A 17,579-nucleotide genomic window follows, 5' to 3' on the forward strand; every position below is an offset into this window, starting at 1 on the left:
CGGCCGGAACTGATTGGCAAACGCCGCGTGGTAGTATGGTAGATGACAAGTCGTGCTTTTATGCACCGCTTGCCGCCTATTTACTTCTTCGTTCAGATACCGGTATGGTGATAAAAAAGGTTCTGTCGGCTTCGTTGCGGCAAGCCGCTTCCGCGGCACATGGCACGGACGAAAGCGCGAGCGCTGCATCTACGCTGATCGCGCCAGCCGCTTCCGGCCGTGGCCGCGGGCGTGTATCGGAATCACGAATCGCGTTACCCAATTTGCGCGGCCAGCTTCAGATCGATTCCCACGAACCCATCGGCAAGCAGATCTTTCGCGCGTTGCGCGAAGCGATTTTTTCCGGCTTGCTCGTGCCTGGTACGCCGCTGTCCGAAACGGAAGTATCGGAGATGTTCGATGTATCGCGGCAACCGGTGCGCGAGGCGTTCATCAAACTCGTCGAGTCTGGCGTGCTGCAGGTCTTGCCTCAACGCGGAACCTTCGTCAAGAAGATATCGCCAAGACGCGTGCGCGAAGGCCGATTCATCCGCGAAGCCATTGAAGCAGCGGTCGCACGCAAGGCGGCCACGGAAATCACGGCGGCGCAACTCGCGGATCTCGCCGATAATTTGCGCGAGCAGAAAGTCGCGGCAAAGATCAACGACACATCCGCCTTTCTCGCGCTCGACGAACGATTTCATTTTTTGATCGCGCAATCCATCGATTGCGTGGCCGCGTGGGACACGATCCAGGACATCAAGGCTCAAATGGACCGCGTGCGTTACCTGAGCTTGCCGGATGTGTCGCCGCTGGAGTTGCTCATCAAGCAGCATGCGCGGATTGTGAGCGCGCTGAAGGCGCATGACGCTGACGGCGCCGAGGAAGCCATGCGAGCCCATCTGCGCGAGATCCTCACGTCGCTCAAGCCGGTTGCCGAGCGCAATCCCGACTGGTTCGAGCCGGACGAGCCCGAGCGGGTTCAATTGACCACATAGCAGCGTGTTCAAGAAAGCCGTCCGCCGACATTCCACATCCCGAAACAACACGGACTCAGCGCCGCTCGACGGGCCGCGAAGCCTGCTCGCCGGCTGCAAAACCAGACCCAAAACCGGTGGTTAAATCCCTTCGAAAGAAAAATGAGGCAAAATTCAACAGTTAACTGCAATCGAGCATAGCAATCAAGCCGGTTTGTGACGTGACAAGACCGGCGGCGTTTCAACCTCTTTCTTTTTTCTCGGATTAGCGATGAGCACCCAACAACCCACGATCATCTACACCCTGACTGACGAGGCTCCGCTGCTGGCGACCAACGCCTTTCTGCCGATCATCCGCACGTTCACCGCGCCGGCGGGAATCAACGTTACTACGAGCGACATCTCGGTTGCCGGCCGTATCCTGGGTGAGTTCCCCGAGTTCCTGACCGAAGAGCAACGCGTACCGGACAACCTCGCCGAACTCGGCCGCCTGACGCTCTTGCCCGAGACCAACATCATCAAGCTGCCGAACATCAGCGCGTCGCAGCATCAGTTGATCGGCGCAATCAAGGAACTGCAGGGCAAGGGCTACAAGGTTCCTGATTTTCCCGAAGATCCCAAGACCGATGCGGAAAAGGCCATTCGCCAGCGTTATTCCAAGTGCCTTGGCAGCGCCGTAAATCCCGTGCTGCGCGAAGGCAACTCGGACCGCCGCGCGCCCGCCGCCGTCAAGAACTATGCGCGCAAGAATCCGCACAGCATGGCCAAGTGGAGCATGGCTTCGCGCACCCACGTGGCGCACATGAAGCACGGCGACTTCTATCATGGCGAGAAGTCCATGACGATCGACCGCGCGCGCGACGTCAAGATGGAACTCGTCACTAAGAGCGGCAAGACCATTGTGCTCAAGCCGAAGGTGTCGCTGCTGGATGGCGAGATCATCGACAGCATGTTCATGAGCAAGAAGGCGCTGTGCGATTTCTACGAAGAGCAGATGGAAGATGCGCGCGAGACCGGGGTGATGCTGTCGCTGCACGTGAAGGCCACCATGATGAAGGTCTCGCACCCCATCGTTTTCGGTCACGCGGTCAAGATTTTCTACAAGGATGCATTCGCCAAGCACGGCAAGCTCTTCGATGAACTCGGCGTCAACGTGAACAACGGTCTCGTCAACCTGTACGACAAGATCGAAAGCCTGCCGAGTTCGAAGCGCGAGGAAATCATCCGCGACATGCATGCCTGCCACGAGCATCGTCCGGAACTCGCAATGGTCGATTCCGCCAAGGGCATCTCCAACCTGCACGCGCCGAACGACGTGATCGTGGATGCCTCCATGCCCGCGATGATCCGCATTGGCGGCAAGATGTGGGGCGCCGATGGCCGTCCGAAAGACACCAAGGCGGTGATTCCGGAAAGCACGTTTGCGCGCATCTATCAGGAGATCATCAACTTCTGCAAGACCAACGGCAACTTCGATCCGGTCACCATGGGCACCGTGCCGAACGTCGGTTTGATGGCGCAGCAGGCCGAGGAATATGGTTCGCACGACAAGACCTTCGAAGTGCCGGAAGCGGGCGAGGCGAGGATTGTCGATATTGCGACGGGCGAAGTGCTGTTGACGCAGAACGTGGAAGAGGGCGATATCTGGCGCATGTGCCAGGTGAAGGATGCGCCGATTCGCGACTGGGTGAAGCTGGCCGTCACGCGCGCGCGCAACTCGGGCATGCCGGCGATTTTCTGGCTGGACCCGTACCGTCCGCACGAAGCCGAGATGATCAAGAAGGTCGAAACGTATCTGAAGGATCACGATACGACTGGCCTGGACATTCAGATCATGTCGCAGGTTCGCGCGATGCGTTACACGCTCGAGCGCGTGATTCGCGGTCTCGATACGATTTCGGTGACGGGTAATATCCTGCGTGATTACCTGACCGACTTGTTCCCGATCATGGAACTCGGAACCAGTGCAAAGATGCTTTCCATTGTTCCGCTGATGGCCGGTGGCGGGATGTATGAAACGGGCGCGGGCGGTTCGGCTCCCAAGCATGTCAAGCAACTGGTTGAGGAAAACCATCTGCGTTGGGACTCGTTGGGCGAGTTCCTGGCGCTGGCTGTGTCGCTTGAAGATTTGGGCATCAAGACGGGCAACGGGAAGGCGAAGGTTCTTGCCAAGACGCTCGATGCCGCGACCGGGTTGCTGCTTGAGAACAACAAGAATCCGTCGCCCAAGACTGGGCAACTGGATAACCGCGGCAGCCAGTTTTATCTGGCCATGTACTGGGCGCAGGAATTGGCCAAGCAGACCGACGATGCCGAGTTGGCTGGGCTGTTCGCGCCTTTGGCCAAGCGCTTGACCGACGACGAGGCGACCATTGTTGCCGAGCTGGATGCGGTGCAGGGAGCGCCGGCTGATATTGGCGGGTATTACAAGCCGGAAATTGAGAAGCTCGACGCTGTCATGCGGCCCAGCAAGACGCTGAATGCGGCTTTGGGAAGCGTGAAGGCTTAATAAAAGGTGACGAAACTCGCCGTCAAGGTTAAGGGCGGTTTTTAGCTGACTTATTGTTTAAGCGGGGCTGCTTCGGTAATAGCCGAAGCAGCCCCGCTTTGTTTCGCACATTTGTCAGCCTCCAAACTACGCAAGATGCAAGGCCCGTTCAAAATCGAGCTTGACGAAACCGGCGCTGTCTTTTTTCGCCAGAAGTTTTGCGGCCGATGCGGCAGCACTGAGTTCCGAGGCGCTGCGAGCGGCAAACGACGGGACGACAATCGCGCCCACGGATAATCGAACGAATCCGAAAAATGCCTGACGGCCCGAACGGTCTTCGCCCGCTATACCGCCCGCGCGTTTGTCTTCTGCGCGGTAGAAGTCGATTATCGCGAGATTGAACGCCTGAATGGCGCGACGCAGCCGGATTTCCCAGTCCTCACTCTGAAAGAGCGCCAGAAAATCATCGCCGCCAATGTGGCCGAGGAAATCACGCGTTGGTTCGCATACCGATGCAAGCGTGGACGCTGCCATCTTGAGCAACTCGTCGCCTTGCCAGTATCCGTACCGGTCGTTGAAGGGCTTGAAGTGATCGAGATCCGCATAGCACGCGACGAACGTCGCACCGTTGGCAATGAGCCTGTCAATATGCGCGCCGAGCGGAAGGTTGCCGGGGAGAAAGGTCAATGGGTTGGCGTGCCTGGCCGACTCCAGACGAAGCTCCGTCACGGCGCGAACAACGCTGATGCCGGGCACGAGTCCGACGTAACGCGCTTGTTCCATGACAATGAAACCATCGGACAAAATATGCTGCTCGTCGCCGGTCAGGAGCCGTGCAACCTGGTCGATGCTCGCCGTGCGCTCCAGCAGTACCGGCTCGCGATTGGCGAATTGCATGCAGGGCCGTTTTCCAAACAATTCCCGGTGGTAGGGCAATGCATATTGATCCATGAACGACCGCCGATTGATCAAGGCGACCGGCCTGTCATTGTCGAGCACCGGTAACGCATGGAGCGCGGGATGCAGGTTGAACAACTGCACGACATCGTCGTTGTGCGAGCGGACGGTCACGTGCGGCGCTTCAACCAGCAGGGCGTCGAGAAAGGTGCTTGCTTCGTTTGCGCGAACAGCAGAGTGCGTTCGTCCGGGATAGACGGCGATCTGGTGCGAGTCCAGCGTGCTTGAAGCGGCTCTCGGAATCGTGAGTAAAGGCGTGGCCGAAGGACGCCCGAGCAGAAATCCTTGACCATACGATATGCCGAGATCGCGGGCGATCCTGAGATCGGAATCATGCTCGATGCCTTCAGCAATCAAATGCGAACCGCTCGCGCGCGCGAAGGCGACCATCGATTTCACGGCTTCGAACTTGAGTGCATCGCGTGCAATTCCGTGAATAAAAAACCGGTCCACTTTGACGAAGTGCGGCGCGAGATGAACCCATAAACTCATCGACGCATTTGCCACGCCGTAGTCATCGAGCGCGACCTTGTAGCCAGCCTTGCGCATCGATTCCATCAAGGTGCCGAACTGCTGCAGATTGGCAATGTCGCTTTGCTCGGTCAGCTCGACCACCAAAGGGTGCGCATTCGCGTCAACTAGGTTGGAGAGAAGCCTCTCGCGTTCCGTGGAAAAGAGCGACTGAATTGCGGCTGCACTGTAATTGATGAAGAGAAGAGTGTCTTTCGGTGCGGCTGCGTAGCCAGTGATCGCGAGGCGTACCGCGGCGTGTTCAAGTTCGACGGAAAGGCCCTCGCGTTTCGCTTGCGCAAAGAGCGCCTGCGGAAACTCCAGCGGCGTTTCGGCAGGACCGCGCAGCAACGCTTCATGACCAATGACAATGCCATCCGCGAGCCTGACAATGGGCTGGAATATTGCGGATAGCCCGTGTGAATCGATAAGCTCACCCACGAGCAATGAATGGGCGGTCCCTGCCGGCAATAACTGAGGTGAAGGCATGTACGAGATTCAAGTGTGCGGTTTGAAAATCTTTTGGCGAACTCTATAAAACGCCACTTGAATCACACTTCTTCTTCGAGAAGGTTTAGTGCAACGACGATGACGTACACGCGTCATACCGAAGGTTTGTGACGGTATCGTGAACGAAAGGTGTCAGCGCCGAGTCGCGGGCCGTGCCCTCAATCACACAACGCGGTGCATGCTCTTGCGCGCCGGCGCTTTCGAATAAACCATCCGTCCAGCCGCACCAAGCTTCCGCTCCGGTGAACGAGATTGCGGTGACTTCCCGCATTTTCGTGTTCGGCTGCCAAACCGGCTCATGTGCCTTGGCCCGCGTGGCAGATCAGGTCGTCTGCATGTACCTTGCTGCAAGCGGGCGGCGACTCGTTCCGGGCAATGCAAGACCGCGAAGCGGCCTTGCATCGTCGCGCAACTTGAATACCGCCACGGCATCGCGCAGCGAACTCGCCTGTTCCGCGAGCGCATGCGCGGCCGCTGACGCTTCTTCCACGAGCGCCGCGTTTTGCTGGGTCACTTCGTCCATTTGCGTGACGGCCGTGTTGACTTGTTCGATTCCCGTGCTTTGCTCTTGCGAAGCCGAAGAAATCTCGCCCACGATATCCGTCACTCTCTGCACGGATCCGACAATGTCCACGATGATTCGCCCCGCGCCGCTGACCAGTTCCGAGCCGGCGTTCACGCGTTCCGTGGACTGGGCGATCAGGTTCTTGATCTCCCTTGCAGCCGTGGCGCTGCGCTGGGCGAGCGTGCGGACTTCGGCTGCCACGACCGCGAATCCACGGCCCTGCTCGCCAGCACGAGCCGCCTCTACCGCTGCGTTGAGCGCAAGGATGTTGGTCTGGAACGCGATCCCGTCGATTACCGCAATGATTTCGGCGACCTTGTTTGAACTGTCGGAAATGCCGTGCATTGTCTGCACCACTTCGCCCATCACGTTACCGCCGCGCGCTGCGGTGCTCGATGCTTCGTCGGCGAGCGCGGATGCGTGGCGCGCGTTGTCGGCGTTCTGGCGCACCGTGCCGGTGAGTTCTTCCATGCTGGCCGCGGTTTCTTCCAGCGCGGCGGCCTGCTCTTCAGTGCGCGACGACAAGCTCAGATTGCCTGCCGCAATTTCGGCGCTCGCAGCGGCCACGCCTTCAGCGTTCTTGCGTACCTTGGCAACGACTTGTGAAAGGCTTGACTGCATGTCTTTCAGAGCGATAAGCAATTGCGCAATCTCGTCCTTGCCGCTGGAGTCGAAATCGAGCGAAAGGTCGCCGGTCGCAACGGCGCGCGCGCAGCCGAGCGCCCGGCTGAGCGGACGCGAGACCGAGCGGCTGAACAGGAAGCCGCCGATCATCGCGAGCGCCAGCACGGCGAGCATCAATGAGACGCTGATCTCCGTGGCGTGACGCGCCTCGATATCCGCGAATTCCGCGACCCGCGCGCTATCCGCCGAGATTTTCTTCGCGGCCTGTTCGAGCAATTCCGCGGGAGCGCGGTCCACGCCGGCGACCGCCTTGTCGCCGGCATATGGGTCGAAATCGGCGGCTTTGAATGCATCGAGCCCTTTACGATAACCCTGGCCCATCGAAATGTGCGCGTCCGCGAATTTTTCGATCAGCGCACGGCTTTCACCTTCGGGCAACCTGGCCCTTAACTCCGACGCAAGCCCGTTGACGGTCTTTTCGCGGGTCTGGAACGCGCTCCAGTATTGATCGAGTTTTACCGGGTCCTTGCCGCGCAGCAGCGTGTCCTTCCATTCCTGGACCTGCAGCTTGAAAGCGACCAGGGTGGCCGACACCATCCGTTCGTTGGCGACGTTCTGCTGCACGGTGTTCCGGTACGCGTCGATTGACTGGTTAAGTGCAAAGATGCCGTAAAGCGCGCCGGCAAGCGTAAGGAGCAAAGCGGCGGCGAAGGCTAACGGGATTTTCAGGCTGAGTTTCATGGGAGTCGCAGAGGGGAGGCCGCGAGGTTTACGCGGTGGCTCACGCCTTAACGGCACAAACGGGCGAATCTGAAGCGGCTCCCGACGTCTTACGTGCCGCTTGCGGCCGCTTGCTCCTCGCGCGCATATTGCGTGGGAGGACGCCCGACGTGCCGCGTGAAGGCGACGCTGAACGTGCTGGCGGAACTGTAGCCCACGCGCTGCGCAATCTCCGCGACACGACCCTCATTACGGCGCAACAGGTCCTTCGCCAGCGCCATGCGCCACGTGAGCAGATATTCCATGGGCGCCACGCCGACCGCGCGGCTGAATCGTTCAAAGAAAGTCGAGCGCGAGAGCGCCGCCTTCCTGGCGAGTTCAGCCACGGTCCATGCCCGCGTCGGATGTTCGTGCATGCCGCGAATCGCAGCCGCGAGGCGGCCATCGGACAGTCCGCGCACGAGGCCCGGCGGTGCGTCGGTTGTTGCTGCAGATCGCAAGGCCTCAATCAGCAGCACTTCAAGCAGCCGCGACAGCACGACCTCGCGCGCGGGCCGCTGCTCGCGGGTCTCGTCCCGCACGAGTTGCACGAGCGTGGCGAGCCGCTGTTCGCCGCGCACGTGAACGAGTTGCGGCAGCAGCGAGACGAGCAGGGACGCATCCGGCGAACCAAAGCTGCAGTGGCCGGCCATCATGCGTGCGTCGATGGGCCTGTCCGGGTCGCCGAGTCTGAATTCGTTGTTGCCGAGCGCAATGGGCGCCAGCGTCTCGACGTGCGGCGAGGGCGGCACGAGGCTGGACATTGCGACGCCATAAGCCGCGGGAATCAGCACGAAGTCACCCGAAACGAGTTCGAGTGGCTCATGCCCGTCGATAGCAATGCGGCACCCGCCCTCGAGGATCACGCAATAGAACGGTTGGCCGGTATCGGAGCGGTTGACGTGCCAGGGGCTTGCGCCGAAAACCAGTTTGGAAAATCGCGCGCTGGGTTGCAGCAGCGTCACGACTTCAGCCAGCGGATCGATCATTGCCGGACTCCTGCAAATAAAATTCGGATTTTCGATTGTAGCGAGTACGTTCGCGGCGGTCTATCGTATGTACATGTCACGCTCAATCTCATAAAGGAGTTCTCATGAAAACCGTGCTGATCACTGGCTGTTCTTCCGGATTCGGCCTCGAGATCGCCCGCTATTTCCTGGCCCGCGACTGGCAGGTCGTCGCCACGATGCGCACGCCGCGCGCGGACGTGCTGCCGCCGTCGGAGCGCCTGCGCGTGCTGGCGCTGGATGTCACCGATCCGGAGAGCATCCGCAAGGCTGTCGAGGCGGCCGGCCCGCTCGACGTCCTTGTCAACAACGCGGGCTTTGGGGCGGCATCTCCGGCAGAGGTCACACCCATTCCAACGATACGCGCGATCTTCGAGACCAACACCTTCGGCACGATTTCCATGACGCAGGCGGTGCTGCCTCAGTTTCGGGAACGCGGGGATGGCGTCGTGGTGAACGTGACATCGAGCGTGACCTTGAAGGCGCTTCCCCTGATCGCCGCGTATAGCGCGAGCAAGGCTGCGGTGAACGCGTTCACCATGTCGCTGGCGCTGGAAGTCGAGCAGTTCGGCGTGCGTGCGCGACTGGTGTTGCCAGGCCGCGCGCCCGATACCCGCTTTGGGGACAACGCACGGGCCCACATGCAAGGCTTTGATCACGAGGCCTACGCCGACCTCGCCAAGCGGGTTCTTGAGGGGCTGCAGGACACGTCTTCACCGGTCACGCACGCACAGGATGTCGCGGAAGCCGTATGGCAGGCGGCGACGGATCCGTCGTCCCCGATGCGTATTCCGGCCGGTGCTGACGCGCGTGCGTGGGCGGCCGAGGCCCGCTGACCGGCCACGCGCCATATGCAACGCCATTCGATAAATTCGACAAGGAAATTGATATGCACGACAAACCTGTTGCGCTCGTCACCGGGGCCAATCAAGGAATCGGTCTTCAGATCGCGAAGGATTTCGTGGCGCGCGGCCTGACGGTGCTGGTCGGATCGCGCAATCCCGAACGCGGCGAGGCCGCGGCCACGGAAATCGGCCCGGATGCCCTCGCGCTCCAGCTCGACGTAACGGACGCGGCGTCGATTGCATCCGCGGCAGAGCGTGTTCGAAACGAGTTTGGCCGCCTCGACGTCCTCATCCAGAACGCAGCCATCTCGAACACGAACACGCAGCCCGGTCAATCTGTTGAGGAACACGCGAAAAGGACGCGCCCGAGCAACGTGCCGCTCGATGAAATGCGTGCTGTATGGGACACCAATGTGTTTGGCGTGCTTGCCGTGTATCAGGCAATGCTGCCGCTTCTGCGCAAGACGCCGGGCGCTCGCATTGTCAACGTGTCGAGTGGCGTTGGGTCGTTGACGATGAACTCGGACCCGGCCTTTCCGTACCGCGCGATCTTCGGTCCGGTCTACCCGGCGTCAAAGACGGCTCTGAATGCCTTGACGGTCGCGATGGCCGCTGAACTCGAGCCGGAGGGGATCAGGGTCAATGCTGTCTCGCCGGGTTATACGAGGACGAACCTTAACGGATATTCGGGCACGCAGACTGTCGAGCAAGGCGCGCTTGAGGTAGTGCGTGTGGCGTTGTTGGGCCCGGATAGCCCCACGGGGACGTTCACGCGCTGGGAAGGTGAAAAGATCCCGTGGTGATGCCGTTTAGGCGCGTGCTCGCCGGGCAACGTTCGGCAATGTCGAATTCCCCGGGGAGCAGCTGCCCGGGAATTTCAGACTCCCTTCAACATTCCCCCATCGACAAAATAAGTCGACCCTACGCTGTAACTTGCCTTGTCCGAGCAAAGAAACACGACGAACCCTGCCAGTTCTTCCGCCGATGCAAACCGCCTGATAGGCGCATGTTCGTCGGCGACCTTTTGCAAATGTCCCTCCCAATCGCCGCCTGAATCCTGCGTCAACTGCCTGGCCGTCTTGATCCAGTCCGGCGTGAGCACGAGGCCTGGGTTGATCGTATTCACGCGAATATTGTCCTTGATGAACTCGTTCGCCATGTTCTTCGACAGCATCATCAGCGCCGCTTTCGTCACGTTATAAATCGGCTCGTACCCGAGCGGTTGCGTCGCGCAAATCGATGCGTTGTTGAGGATCGCGCCGCCGCCGCGCGCTTTCATCATTGGCACCAGGCCGCGTGCCAGGCGCACGGCAGCCATGACATGCAGGTCCCAATACGCGAGCCATTTTTCATCGGGTGCATCCATGATCGTCTCGTTGCTGCCCGTGCCCGCGTTATTGAAAAGAATATCCGCGCCACCAAAATTCTCCGCGACTGCGGCGACCAGCGTGTCGACTCCCTCGGCAGTCGCCACGTCGCAGGCAACGCCTACGGCTTTAACACCGAATTTATCGGCGATACTCGCGGCCGCTTGCACCAACCGTTCCTCATTGCGCGCCGCCAGGAGCAGGTTGGTTCCTTCCGCTGCAAACGCTTCAGCCACGGCAAGCCCTATGCCCACGCTTGCGCCCGTCAACACTGCCACCTTCCCGCGCAAATTCAAGTCCATTTTCCTTGTCTCCGTCATGAGTAAGTCAAACCATGGCACTAAGCCATTAAACCGATCAACCCCGCAACGCCGCCTCGATAGCGCCAAGCCAAAGCGCGACTGCGTGCGCGCCAGGATCGGCGAAACCTAGCGCGCGATCACCCACGTAACTCGATCGTCCAAGTCGTGGATGCATGTGTGCGGTAGCGGCAGCGCCCTGAGTCGCGGCATCGACGGCGGCCTTCAATGCATCAATGGCGCTTGCGCCTTCAGCAAGCGCGGCGTCCAGCGCGGCAGCGGCGGGAAGCAGTGCATCGACCATCGTCCGGTTGCCTGCTTGAGCGCCGCCCAGTTCCATTACGCCCGAAACGGCGGCAGTGAACGCCGCCGACCAGGCTTTCGCATCGGGCTCGGGCGTTTTATCCAACGCCGCGGCGGCGCGCAACAGCATCACCGCATACAGCGGTCCCGATGTGCCGCCGACCACGCGCCGTATCGTCGCCGACATGGTCCGCAGTACGTCGGCGGGCGCGCTCTCGGCTGGGTACGTATCGATTTCCTGGAGGATGCTGTGCGCCGCGCGCGACATGCTGATGCCAAGGTCGCCGTCGCCGACGCGCTGATCCATCTCGGTCAACACAGATTCAGCGTCGAGCAGGCGAGTGCATGCGGCTTCGATAGCTCGCCTCAACGCCGACTCGCGCGAGAGCCGCGCGCCGCTTTCCACAATGGGCGCGGCAGGCGCTTCCTTGACCGACGTCCTTGCAACGCGCCCGCTCAACGCGGGCCACGCGCTGGTGGTCGTGGGTGCATCGAGCCGTGCGAGTCTTTGGTCATCTACGCGCATCAACGTGAGCGATACACCCGCCATTTCGAGCGCGCTGAGGAACGTGCCCGACCACGCGCGCTCCACGTTTATACCCCTTGTGGCAAGGGCCCGAAGCGCCGATCCAGCAACAATGCTTAATTCGCTCAATGGCGTGCCACCCAGATTGTTCACGAGCAGCGCGACGCGATCGCCGGACGTAAGCGACAGGTCATCTATGATCCTTGCAAGCAGGCGTTCGACGACCACATCAGCGCGTTCGAGCATGCCGCGCTCAATGCCGGGTTCGCCGTGAATGCCTAGACCCCATTCGATTTCATCGTCGGCGAGGGTGAAGCCGGGCGTGCCCGCGGCGGGCACGGTGCACGGCGTGAGGGCCACGCCCATGGTGCCAAGCGACAGAGCCGCGTCCCGTGCCGCCTGCGCGACTTCGTTCAAGGGCAAACCTTCGGCCGCTGCTGCGCCCGCTATCTTATGAACGAATACGGTGCCCGCGAGCCCGCGCCGCCCGGCATGTTCGCCGTTGGCGGACAGCGCGACGTCGTCAGCGACGATCACCATCTCGGCCGCGATCCCCTCAGCGCGCGCGATCTCCGCAGCGAGTCCAAAGTTGAAGCGGTCGCCGGTGTAGTTCTTCACGATCAGCAACACGCCGGCAGGACCGGCGACGGCGCGAATGGCGTCGAGCACTGCGTCGGTAGAAGGCGATGTGAAGACTTCGCCGGCAACCGCCGCGCTCAGCATGCCCGGACCAACGTAACCGGCATGAGCGGGCTCGTGACCCGAGCCGCCGCCCGAGATCAGCGCGACTTCGCCACGCGCGGCGGCGGCCTCTGCGTCGGCCCGCACGATGATGGTGCTGCCTTGCAGCAACGACAGGCCGGGATTGAACGCAGCAAGTCCGTCGAGCAGTTCCGGCACGACGGTGGAGACATCGTTGATGAGCTTTTTCATGTCCGATTCTTTCCTTGAAAGCCGCGGACCCGCGGCACGGGCACGTGACCGATGCAATACATGATAAGGCAGCGGACGCATGGAACCTTCGCTTCCTGCCGACGTATTGTGCGCTTAGTCATTCGCGTCATATCGATAGCATTTTGATTGTTCGTTTGAGCCGACGAGTGTATTCGTCGGCACCTACTATTTCCCGCGAAACACCGCGCCTATAGTCAGTCCAAGCCCACGCCACTGATGTCAACGGCTACGGGAAGTGCTTGATCCCTGGAGACTGGACTGGACTTGATTGCAGGCCCGGTCCAGTCACACACGAACTTACTGAGCAGGACTGACATGACAAAACTCACTGGAAAAATCGCCGTAATCACGGGCGGAAACAGCGGCATGGGTCTGGCGACCGCGCGTCTTTTTGCTAAAGAAGGCGCTAAGGTCATCATCACGGGCCGCCGGCAGAAAGAGCTGGATGAAGCGGTGGAAAGCATCGGCGCAAATGGCGAAGGCGTGCTGGGCGATGTCGCGAAGCTGTCCGATCTGGACAAGCTGCACGACCATGTCAAAGCGAAATATGGCCGCGTTGATATCATCTTTTCGAACGCGGGCGTGGGCACGCTTTCGCCCGTTGATCAGGTAACGGAAGAGCAGTTCGACGAAACCTTCGACATCAATGTGAAGGGTACGTTCTTCGCGGTGCAAAAGCTGCTTCCGTTGGTGCCGGACGGCGGTTCGATCATTCTGAATGCATCGATTGCCTCGACCAAAGGCATGGAAGCGTTCAGTGTTTATTCGGCCACGAAGGCGGCCGTGCGGTCATTGGCGCGGACGTTGACGTCGGATCTCAAGGCACGCAGGATCCGTGTGAACGCAATCAGCCCGGGTCCTATCGATACGCCGATTTTCGGCAAGACAGGGCTGACTGAAGAGCAGATTGAAGGCTTCAAGTCGGGTATCACGTCACAGGTGCCGCTAGGCCGCATTGGTCTTTCCGACGAAATCGCCAAGCCGGCATTGTTCCTTGCGTCGGATGACAGCAGCTATATTTCCGGCATTGAACTCACTGTCGATGGCGGGATGGCTCAAGTCTAAGGAAGCCAGGTGATGATGAGCGGTATCGCCAGGTCGGCGATGCTGCTCTTCGCGTTGACGCTTAAATTGCTTTAGCGGTTGCCCGCCCAATCGACGCGCTCGAAATATGCATCGCGCGTCCGGCGAGAAGTCCTAACAATGCCATGACCAGACACAGCGCCGCGCAAATCGCCAGCGCCGCAGTCCAGTTTCCTGACGCATCGTGTAAGCGGCCAACAAGGGGCGGACCCGCGGCCGCAAGCAGATAACCAACGCACTGGCTCATTCCCGATAACGCCGCCGCCTGATGTGAACTGCTGGCGCGCAAGCTGACAAACGCCAGCCCGAGTATGATCGCGGCGCCGGCGCCGAGACCAAAGAAAATGATCCAGAGCATCGCTAACGCCGGGACCAGAAGCAGCCCGAACAGGCCAACCATGCTGATGATCGACGCGATAAAAGCAGCCATGCGCTGATCCTTCATCTTCCGGACGATGGGCAGTAGCAGCAAACCCGGGACCGCTGTCGCCAGTTGCAGGACACCGTGTAACGAGCCGGCCTTATCGGATGAAAAACCGGCATCGTGAAGAATCGCGGGAAGCCAGCTTACCGCGACGTAGTAGACGAACGAGTTCAGCCCAAGGAACAGCGTCACTTGCCAGGCGAGCGCGGAGCGCCATACTTCGCCGCCATGAGGAGGCGTGGCGGTGTCCTTGGCCGGCGATGTCCGGTTGCGCAGTTGTGGCAACCATATCAATGCGGCTACAACGGGCAGTACGATCAATACGCCTATGACCAGCCGCCACTCCGAGTTGAAAAGATGCGCAAGCGGAATGGCGATAACCGAGGCAATGGCTGCGCCCACGCCCATCGTCAGTGCGTAAGCGGAGGTGAGGGTGACGGTTTTATCGGGGAAATCGCGCTTGAGCAAGCTTGGCAGCAGCACGTTCCCCAACGCAATGCCGCCGCCAATGATCGCGGTGCCAAGATAAAGGCACCAGACCGCGCCCGCCGAGCGCAAGGCAATGCCGGCGCCAATCAAAACCAGCGCGGCAAACAACGAACGTTCGAGCCCGTACTCGCGAGCGACACCCGCTGCAAAAGGTGAAACGATTGCAAATGCAAGCAGGGGCAAAGTAATCAGCATGCCCGCTTCGGTCGCCGTCATACCGGCATTCGCGCGAATCATGCCGAGCAACGGCGCCACGCCGGTAAAAGGCGCGCGCAAATTCGCGGCGATCAAGAGAATGCCAAATATCAGCAACGCCGGCCGCGCGGCACTTGGTAAAGGACTGGACTGAGATTTCACGATGAGTTCGATCCGACTTTGACAAGCCTTAAGACTAACCATTGGCTGCGAATACGAATCTGGAGATAATGACAAAATAGTTCTAAAAACGGTCAATGACGGATGTCGGTTCTTCGCGCCACCCTGACGAGCTTTGATCCCGACACCATGCATCAGCCCGCTAACGCGGTGCGCGTGGATGTCGTGGAAAATGAGAGCGAGTTGCCGATGCATCGGCATAGCAAGGGACAACTCGTGGTTGCGCTGCGTGGCGGCGTGACGTGCGAGGTGTCGGATGGTTTATGGATGGTGCCCCCGCAATGCGGCGTCTGGGTGCCCGGTGGCATGTTGCATAGCAACCGCGTAACCGCAAACGGCCGTCTCTGTTTTCTTTACGTCGATCCGGCAGCGGCCGCGTTGCCGCAGACATGCTGCACGCTTTCGCTGACGCCATTGTTGATTGAATTGATTCAACGGCTTGCCGCACTTCCGCAAGTCTACGACGTCGTCGGTCCGACCGGCCGGCTTGCAAGCGTGTTGCTCGACGAACTCACGCAGATGAAAACCGAGCGGCTTCATTTGCCTATTTCATCCGATGCAAAACTGCGCCATATCGCCAATGCGCTGACCACTGATCCCGCCGACCGCAGTACCGCAGCCGAGTGGGGTGCAAGAGTTGCCATGAGCGAACGCACGCTGACGCGCCTCGTGCTGCGTGAAACCGGCATGAGCTTTGGCCGATGGCGCCAGCAACTGCATATCATCATCGCGTTGCAGCGGCTTTCAGAGGGTGCCCTGGTACAACGCGTTGCCGAGGACCTTGGCTACGAATCGGTCAGCGCATTCATCACCATGTTCAAGAAGGCGTTAGGCAAACCACCGGCGCGCTATTTCTCCGACAAGGACGATGGAACAGATGCTTAAAAAACTTTCTTTTTAGCTTTCATTTATATTTCAAATAAATATAAAATGCGTTCAATCCAATTTGATCGGGGCGCGCATGTCACCTTTTACCAAAGCAGCCGCTACGCTGGCGGGCTGCATCGGAGCTTTTGCAATGGTTGTCTGTATTGTGGAGGTGCTGGCGAATTAAGACGACGCTTAAAGCGCGTCAGGAGCGCGCCTACGCCGATGGTCAAGTCCACCGGCGTAGCCGCGAATGGCTCAATGATGATAGCGATACTCCTGCGTTCGCCCACCATATCCGTACGACGCCGCCCTGACGTCTTCCACATAGATATAGCTCTCTTCGTGCAGTTCGCCCAGGATCCGCGCGAACCCTGCATATACTTCTGCTATATACCGCGCTTTTTCATCTTTGGTATTGGTCTCGTCCGTCACCTTGATGTCCATGTAGAAGCTTGATTTCTTGTGCGCTGTCAGCGGCTTACCCGCGATCACCCAACTGTCCGGATCAATAAACTGGATCGTGATCGCAGTGACGTCGCGTTTCTTGCCCAGCACGGAAGCCGTCAGTTCAAGCAGCATCTCTGAAATGGCCGCGACCTTTTCAGTCGACTTTTCACCGCTTACCTTCACGTTCAGGATTGGCATTCCTCATCTCCATTTTAGTTCGCTATACAACTATTTAGGAAAAAATCAGTCGATACTCGACCGCGCTTCTTTGACGCTCGTAACCGTCGCCACGAAACAGGCCTCACCCATTTCCGCCTTCAGGCGTCGTGTTACCGCAGCGCTTGCAGCGTTCAATTGATCCTTGATCTGCAACGCGTCCTTGGTTGGATGAAGCGCAGTTTCCCGGCCGTCGGACTGCGTCAATCGCCGCTCAACCAGCATCAGCTTCTGCAAACCATCCAGCGTTCGAGTCGCCGTGGAGCGCGATATGGCGAGTTCCGAAGCAAGTTCGCTTTGCACGATTCCGGGCTTGGCCAGCACCGCGCGCAGCATGAATCCCTGTGGCGGAGTCAGGCCGAACGGTTTGTACGCAGCGGCCCATTCGCGCTCGAGCGTTCGCGCCAGGGCCGTTGTGTTGAAGTAAATGCAATGATCGAACATGAATACACAATAAAATAAAGTGATTCGCTATGCAACTAATTTCGGGAAATTCCCGCCGTTACCTCGATGATATAAAACCGTAAGTATTTTGTATAAAAGTCCTTACCGAGTCTTCGCAAACGTTTCACAAAATTTTCTTGAAGCATCCGCACACTGGCGACCGCGATGAAACGAGAAGCTGTCGCAGACATTCGAGAGCATCGAACAAGCGGAGGCATCATGAGACGAACCGCGGTACTCGCGTTGACTACGCTCGCCCTTGCGGCGTGCGGTCCGGATGATCAGGAGAGCTTCAGCTCCACTCAAGCCGCGGCGGCCCCCTCGCTGCCGGCGAGCGCAATAGAACCCCTGGTGCAGGCCACGCCCTCAAACGAGCTTGCAGCCAGCAGCGCTATTGCCGCTGCTCAGACCAGCCTCGCGGCAGATGCGCAACAGGTCGCGCCGGTCATGCATTCCCCGCCTGACACCACGCAATGAACGCCGCTTGATATACAGCGCCCATGAATCAACCCGTTCGATCGTCTCCCCGCGATCGAAGCTGTATCGACGTATCTTCTAAAC

The 17,579-nt window shown here is 59.6% G+C and carries 15 protein-coding genes; 7 read left to right on the forward strand and 8 right to left on the reverse strand.

Annotated features, from left to right (window positions below):
* The first annotated feature begins 104 nt into the window (after positions 1-104).
* Together ACRWA7_RS02555 and ACRWA7_RS02560 are read left to right on the forward strand one after the other, a co-directional pair.
* Positions 105-977 (forward strand): GntR family transcriptional regulator, encoded by an 873-nt coding sequence (locus tag ACRWA7_RS02555; RefSeq protein WP_438390922.1) that lies wholly within the window; start codon positions 105-107, stop codon positions 975-977.
* A gap of 250 nt (positions 978-1,227) precedes the next feature.
* The gene (locus ACRWA7_RS02560; RefSeq protein ID WP_438390923.1) at positions 1,228-3,465 is read left to right on the forward strand and encodes an NADP-dependent isocitrate dehydrogenase; all 2,238 of its coding nucleotides are present in this window, start codon (positions 1,228-1,230) and stop codon (positions 3,463-3,465) included.
* Between the two features lie 126 nt (positions 3,466-3,591).
* Here the strand turns inward: ACRWA7_RS02560 and ACRWA7_RS02565 are convergent, their stop codons facing one another.
* The 3 genes from ACRWA7_RS02565 to ACRWA7_RS02575 all read right to left on the reverse strand — a co-directional run bounded on the left by ACRWA7_RS02565 (position 3,592) and on the right by ACRWA7_RS02575 (position 8,358).
* Complete coding sequence (locus tag ACRWA7_RS02565; RefSeq protein ID WP_438390924.1) at positions 3,592-5,400, reverse strand: phosphodiesterase; 1,809 nt, start codon at positions 5,398-5,400, stop codon at positions 3,592-3,594.
* Positions 5,401-5,743: 343 nt separating this feature from the next.
* On the reverse strand, positions 5,744-7,351 hold the full coding sequence (locus tag ACRWA7_RS02570) for a methyl-accepting chemotaxis protein (protein WP_438390925.1): 1,608 nt from the start codon (positions 7,349-7,351) through the stop codon (positions 5,744-5,746).
* Positions 7,352-7,440: 89 nt separating this feature from the next.
* Positions 7,441-8,358, reverse strand: a complete 918-nt coding sequence (locus ACRWA7_RS02575) for an AraC family transcriptional regulator (RefSeq protein ID WP_438390926.1) — start codon at positions 8,356-8,358, stop codon at positions 7,441-7,443.
* A 104-nt stretch (positions 8,359-8,462) separates the two neighbouring features.
* Here ACRWA7_RS02575 and ACRWA7_RS02580 point away from each other — a divergent pair, with 104 nt between their 5' ends.
* Positions 8,463-9,212, forward strand: a complete 750-nt coding sequence (locus tag ACRWA7_RS02580) for an SDR family oxidoreductase (RefSeq protein WP_060857451.1) — start codon at positions 8,463-8,465, stop codon at positions 9,210-9,212.
* 53 nt (positions 9,213-9,265) lie between these two features.
* Positions 9,266-10,024 carry an SDR family oxidoreductase gene (locus tag ACRWA7_RS02585; protein WP_438390927.1) on the forward strand — a complete coding sequence of 253 codons (759 nt, stop codon included), beginning with the start codon at positions 9,266-9,268 and terminating at the stop codon, positions 10,022-10,024.
* Between the two features lie 74 nt (positions 10,025-10,098).
* Here ACRWA7_RS02585 and ACRWA7_RS02590 read toward each other — a convergent pair whose 3' ends face one another.
* Positions 10,099-10,890 carry an SDR family NAD(P)-dependent oxidoreductase gene (locus ACRWA7_RS02590; RefSeq protein WP_438390928.1) on the reverse strand — a complete coding sequence of 264 codons (792 nt, stop codon included), beginning with the start codon at positions 10,888-10,890 and terminating at the stop codon, positions 10,099-10,101.
* A 55-nt stretch (positions 10,891-10,945) separates the two neighbouring features.
* A complete protein-coding gene (gene dhaK / locus ACRWA7_RS02595; RefSeq protein WP_438390929.1) occupies positions 10,946-12,649 on the reverse strand; it encodes a dihydroxyacetone kinase subunit DhaK in 1,704 nt (567 codons plus the stop codon).
* A 336-nt stretch (positions 12,650-12,985) separates the two neighbouring features.
* Here dhaK and ACRWA7_RS02600 point away from each other — a divergent pair, with 336 nt between their 5' ends.
* Entirely contained in the window at positions 12,986-13,735 is a 750-nt protein-coding gene (locus ACRWA7_RS02600) for a glucose 1-dehydrogenase (RefSeq protein WP_060857449.1), read from the forward strand.
* Between the two features lie 61 nt (positions 13,736-13,796).
* Here the strand turns inward: ACRWA7_RS02600 and ACRWA7_RS02605 are convergent, their stop codons facing one another.
* On the reverse strand, positions 13,797-15,023 hold the full coding sequence (locus ACRWA7_RS02605; RefSeq protein ID WP_244164144.1) for a CynX/NimT family MFS transporter: 1,227 nt from the start codon (positions 15,021-15,023) through the stop codon (positions 13,797-13,799).
* A 102-nt stretch (positions 15,024-15,125) separates the two neighbouring features.
* Between ACRWA7_RS02605 and ACRWA7_RS02610 the strand changes: the two genes are divergently transcribed.
* Complete coding sequence (locus ACRWA7_RS02610; RefSeq protein ID WP_060857447.1) at positions 15,126-15,926, forward strand: AraC family transcriptional regulator; 801 nt, start codon at positions 15,126-15,128, stop codon at positions 15,924-15,926.
* A gap of 240 nt (positions 15,927-16,166) precedes the next feature.
* Here the strand turns inward: ACRWA7_RS02610 and ACRWA7_RS02615 are convergent, their stop codons facing one another.
* A complete protein-coding gene (locus tag ACRWA7_RS02615) occupies positions 16,167-16,556 on the reverse strand; it encodes a tautomerase family protein (RefSeq protein ID WP_060857446.1) in 390 nt (129 codons plus the stop codon).
* A gap of 45 nt (positions 16,557-16,601) precedes the next feature.
* Positions 16,602-17,018, reverse strand: coding sequence for a MarR family winged helix-turn-helix transcriptional regulator (locus ACRWA7_RS02620; RefSeq protein ID WP_438390930.1), 417 nt, complete (start codon positions 17,016-17,018; stop codon positions 16,602-16,604).
* Between the two features lie 219 nt (positions 17,019-17,237).
* Here ACRWA7_RS02620 and ACRWA7_RS02625 point away from each other — a divergent pair, with 219 nt between their 5' ends.
* Positions 17,238-17,495, forward strand: coding sequence for a hypothetical protein (locus tag ACRWA7_RS02625; RefSeq protein ID WP_157766669.1), 258 nt, complete (start codon positions 17,238-17,240; stop codon positions 17,493-17,495).
* Positions 17,496-17,579: the final 84 nt, after the last annotated feature.

The sequence above is a fragment of the Caballeronia sp. DA-9 genome, assembly GCF_051615025.1.
Lineage (GTDB): Bacteria > Pseudomonadota > Gammaproteobacteria > Burkholderiales > Burkholderiaceae > Caballeronia > Caballeronia sordidicola.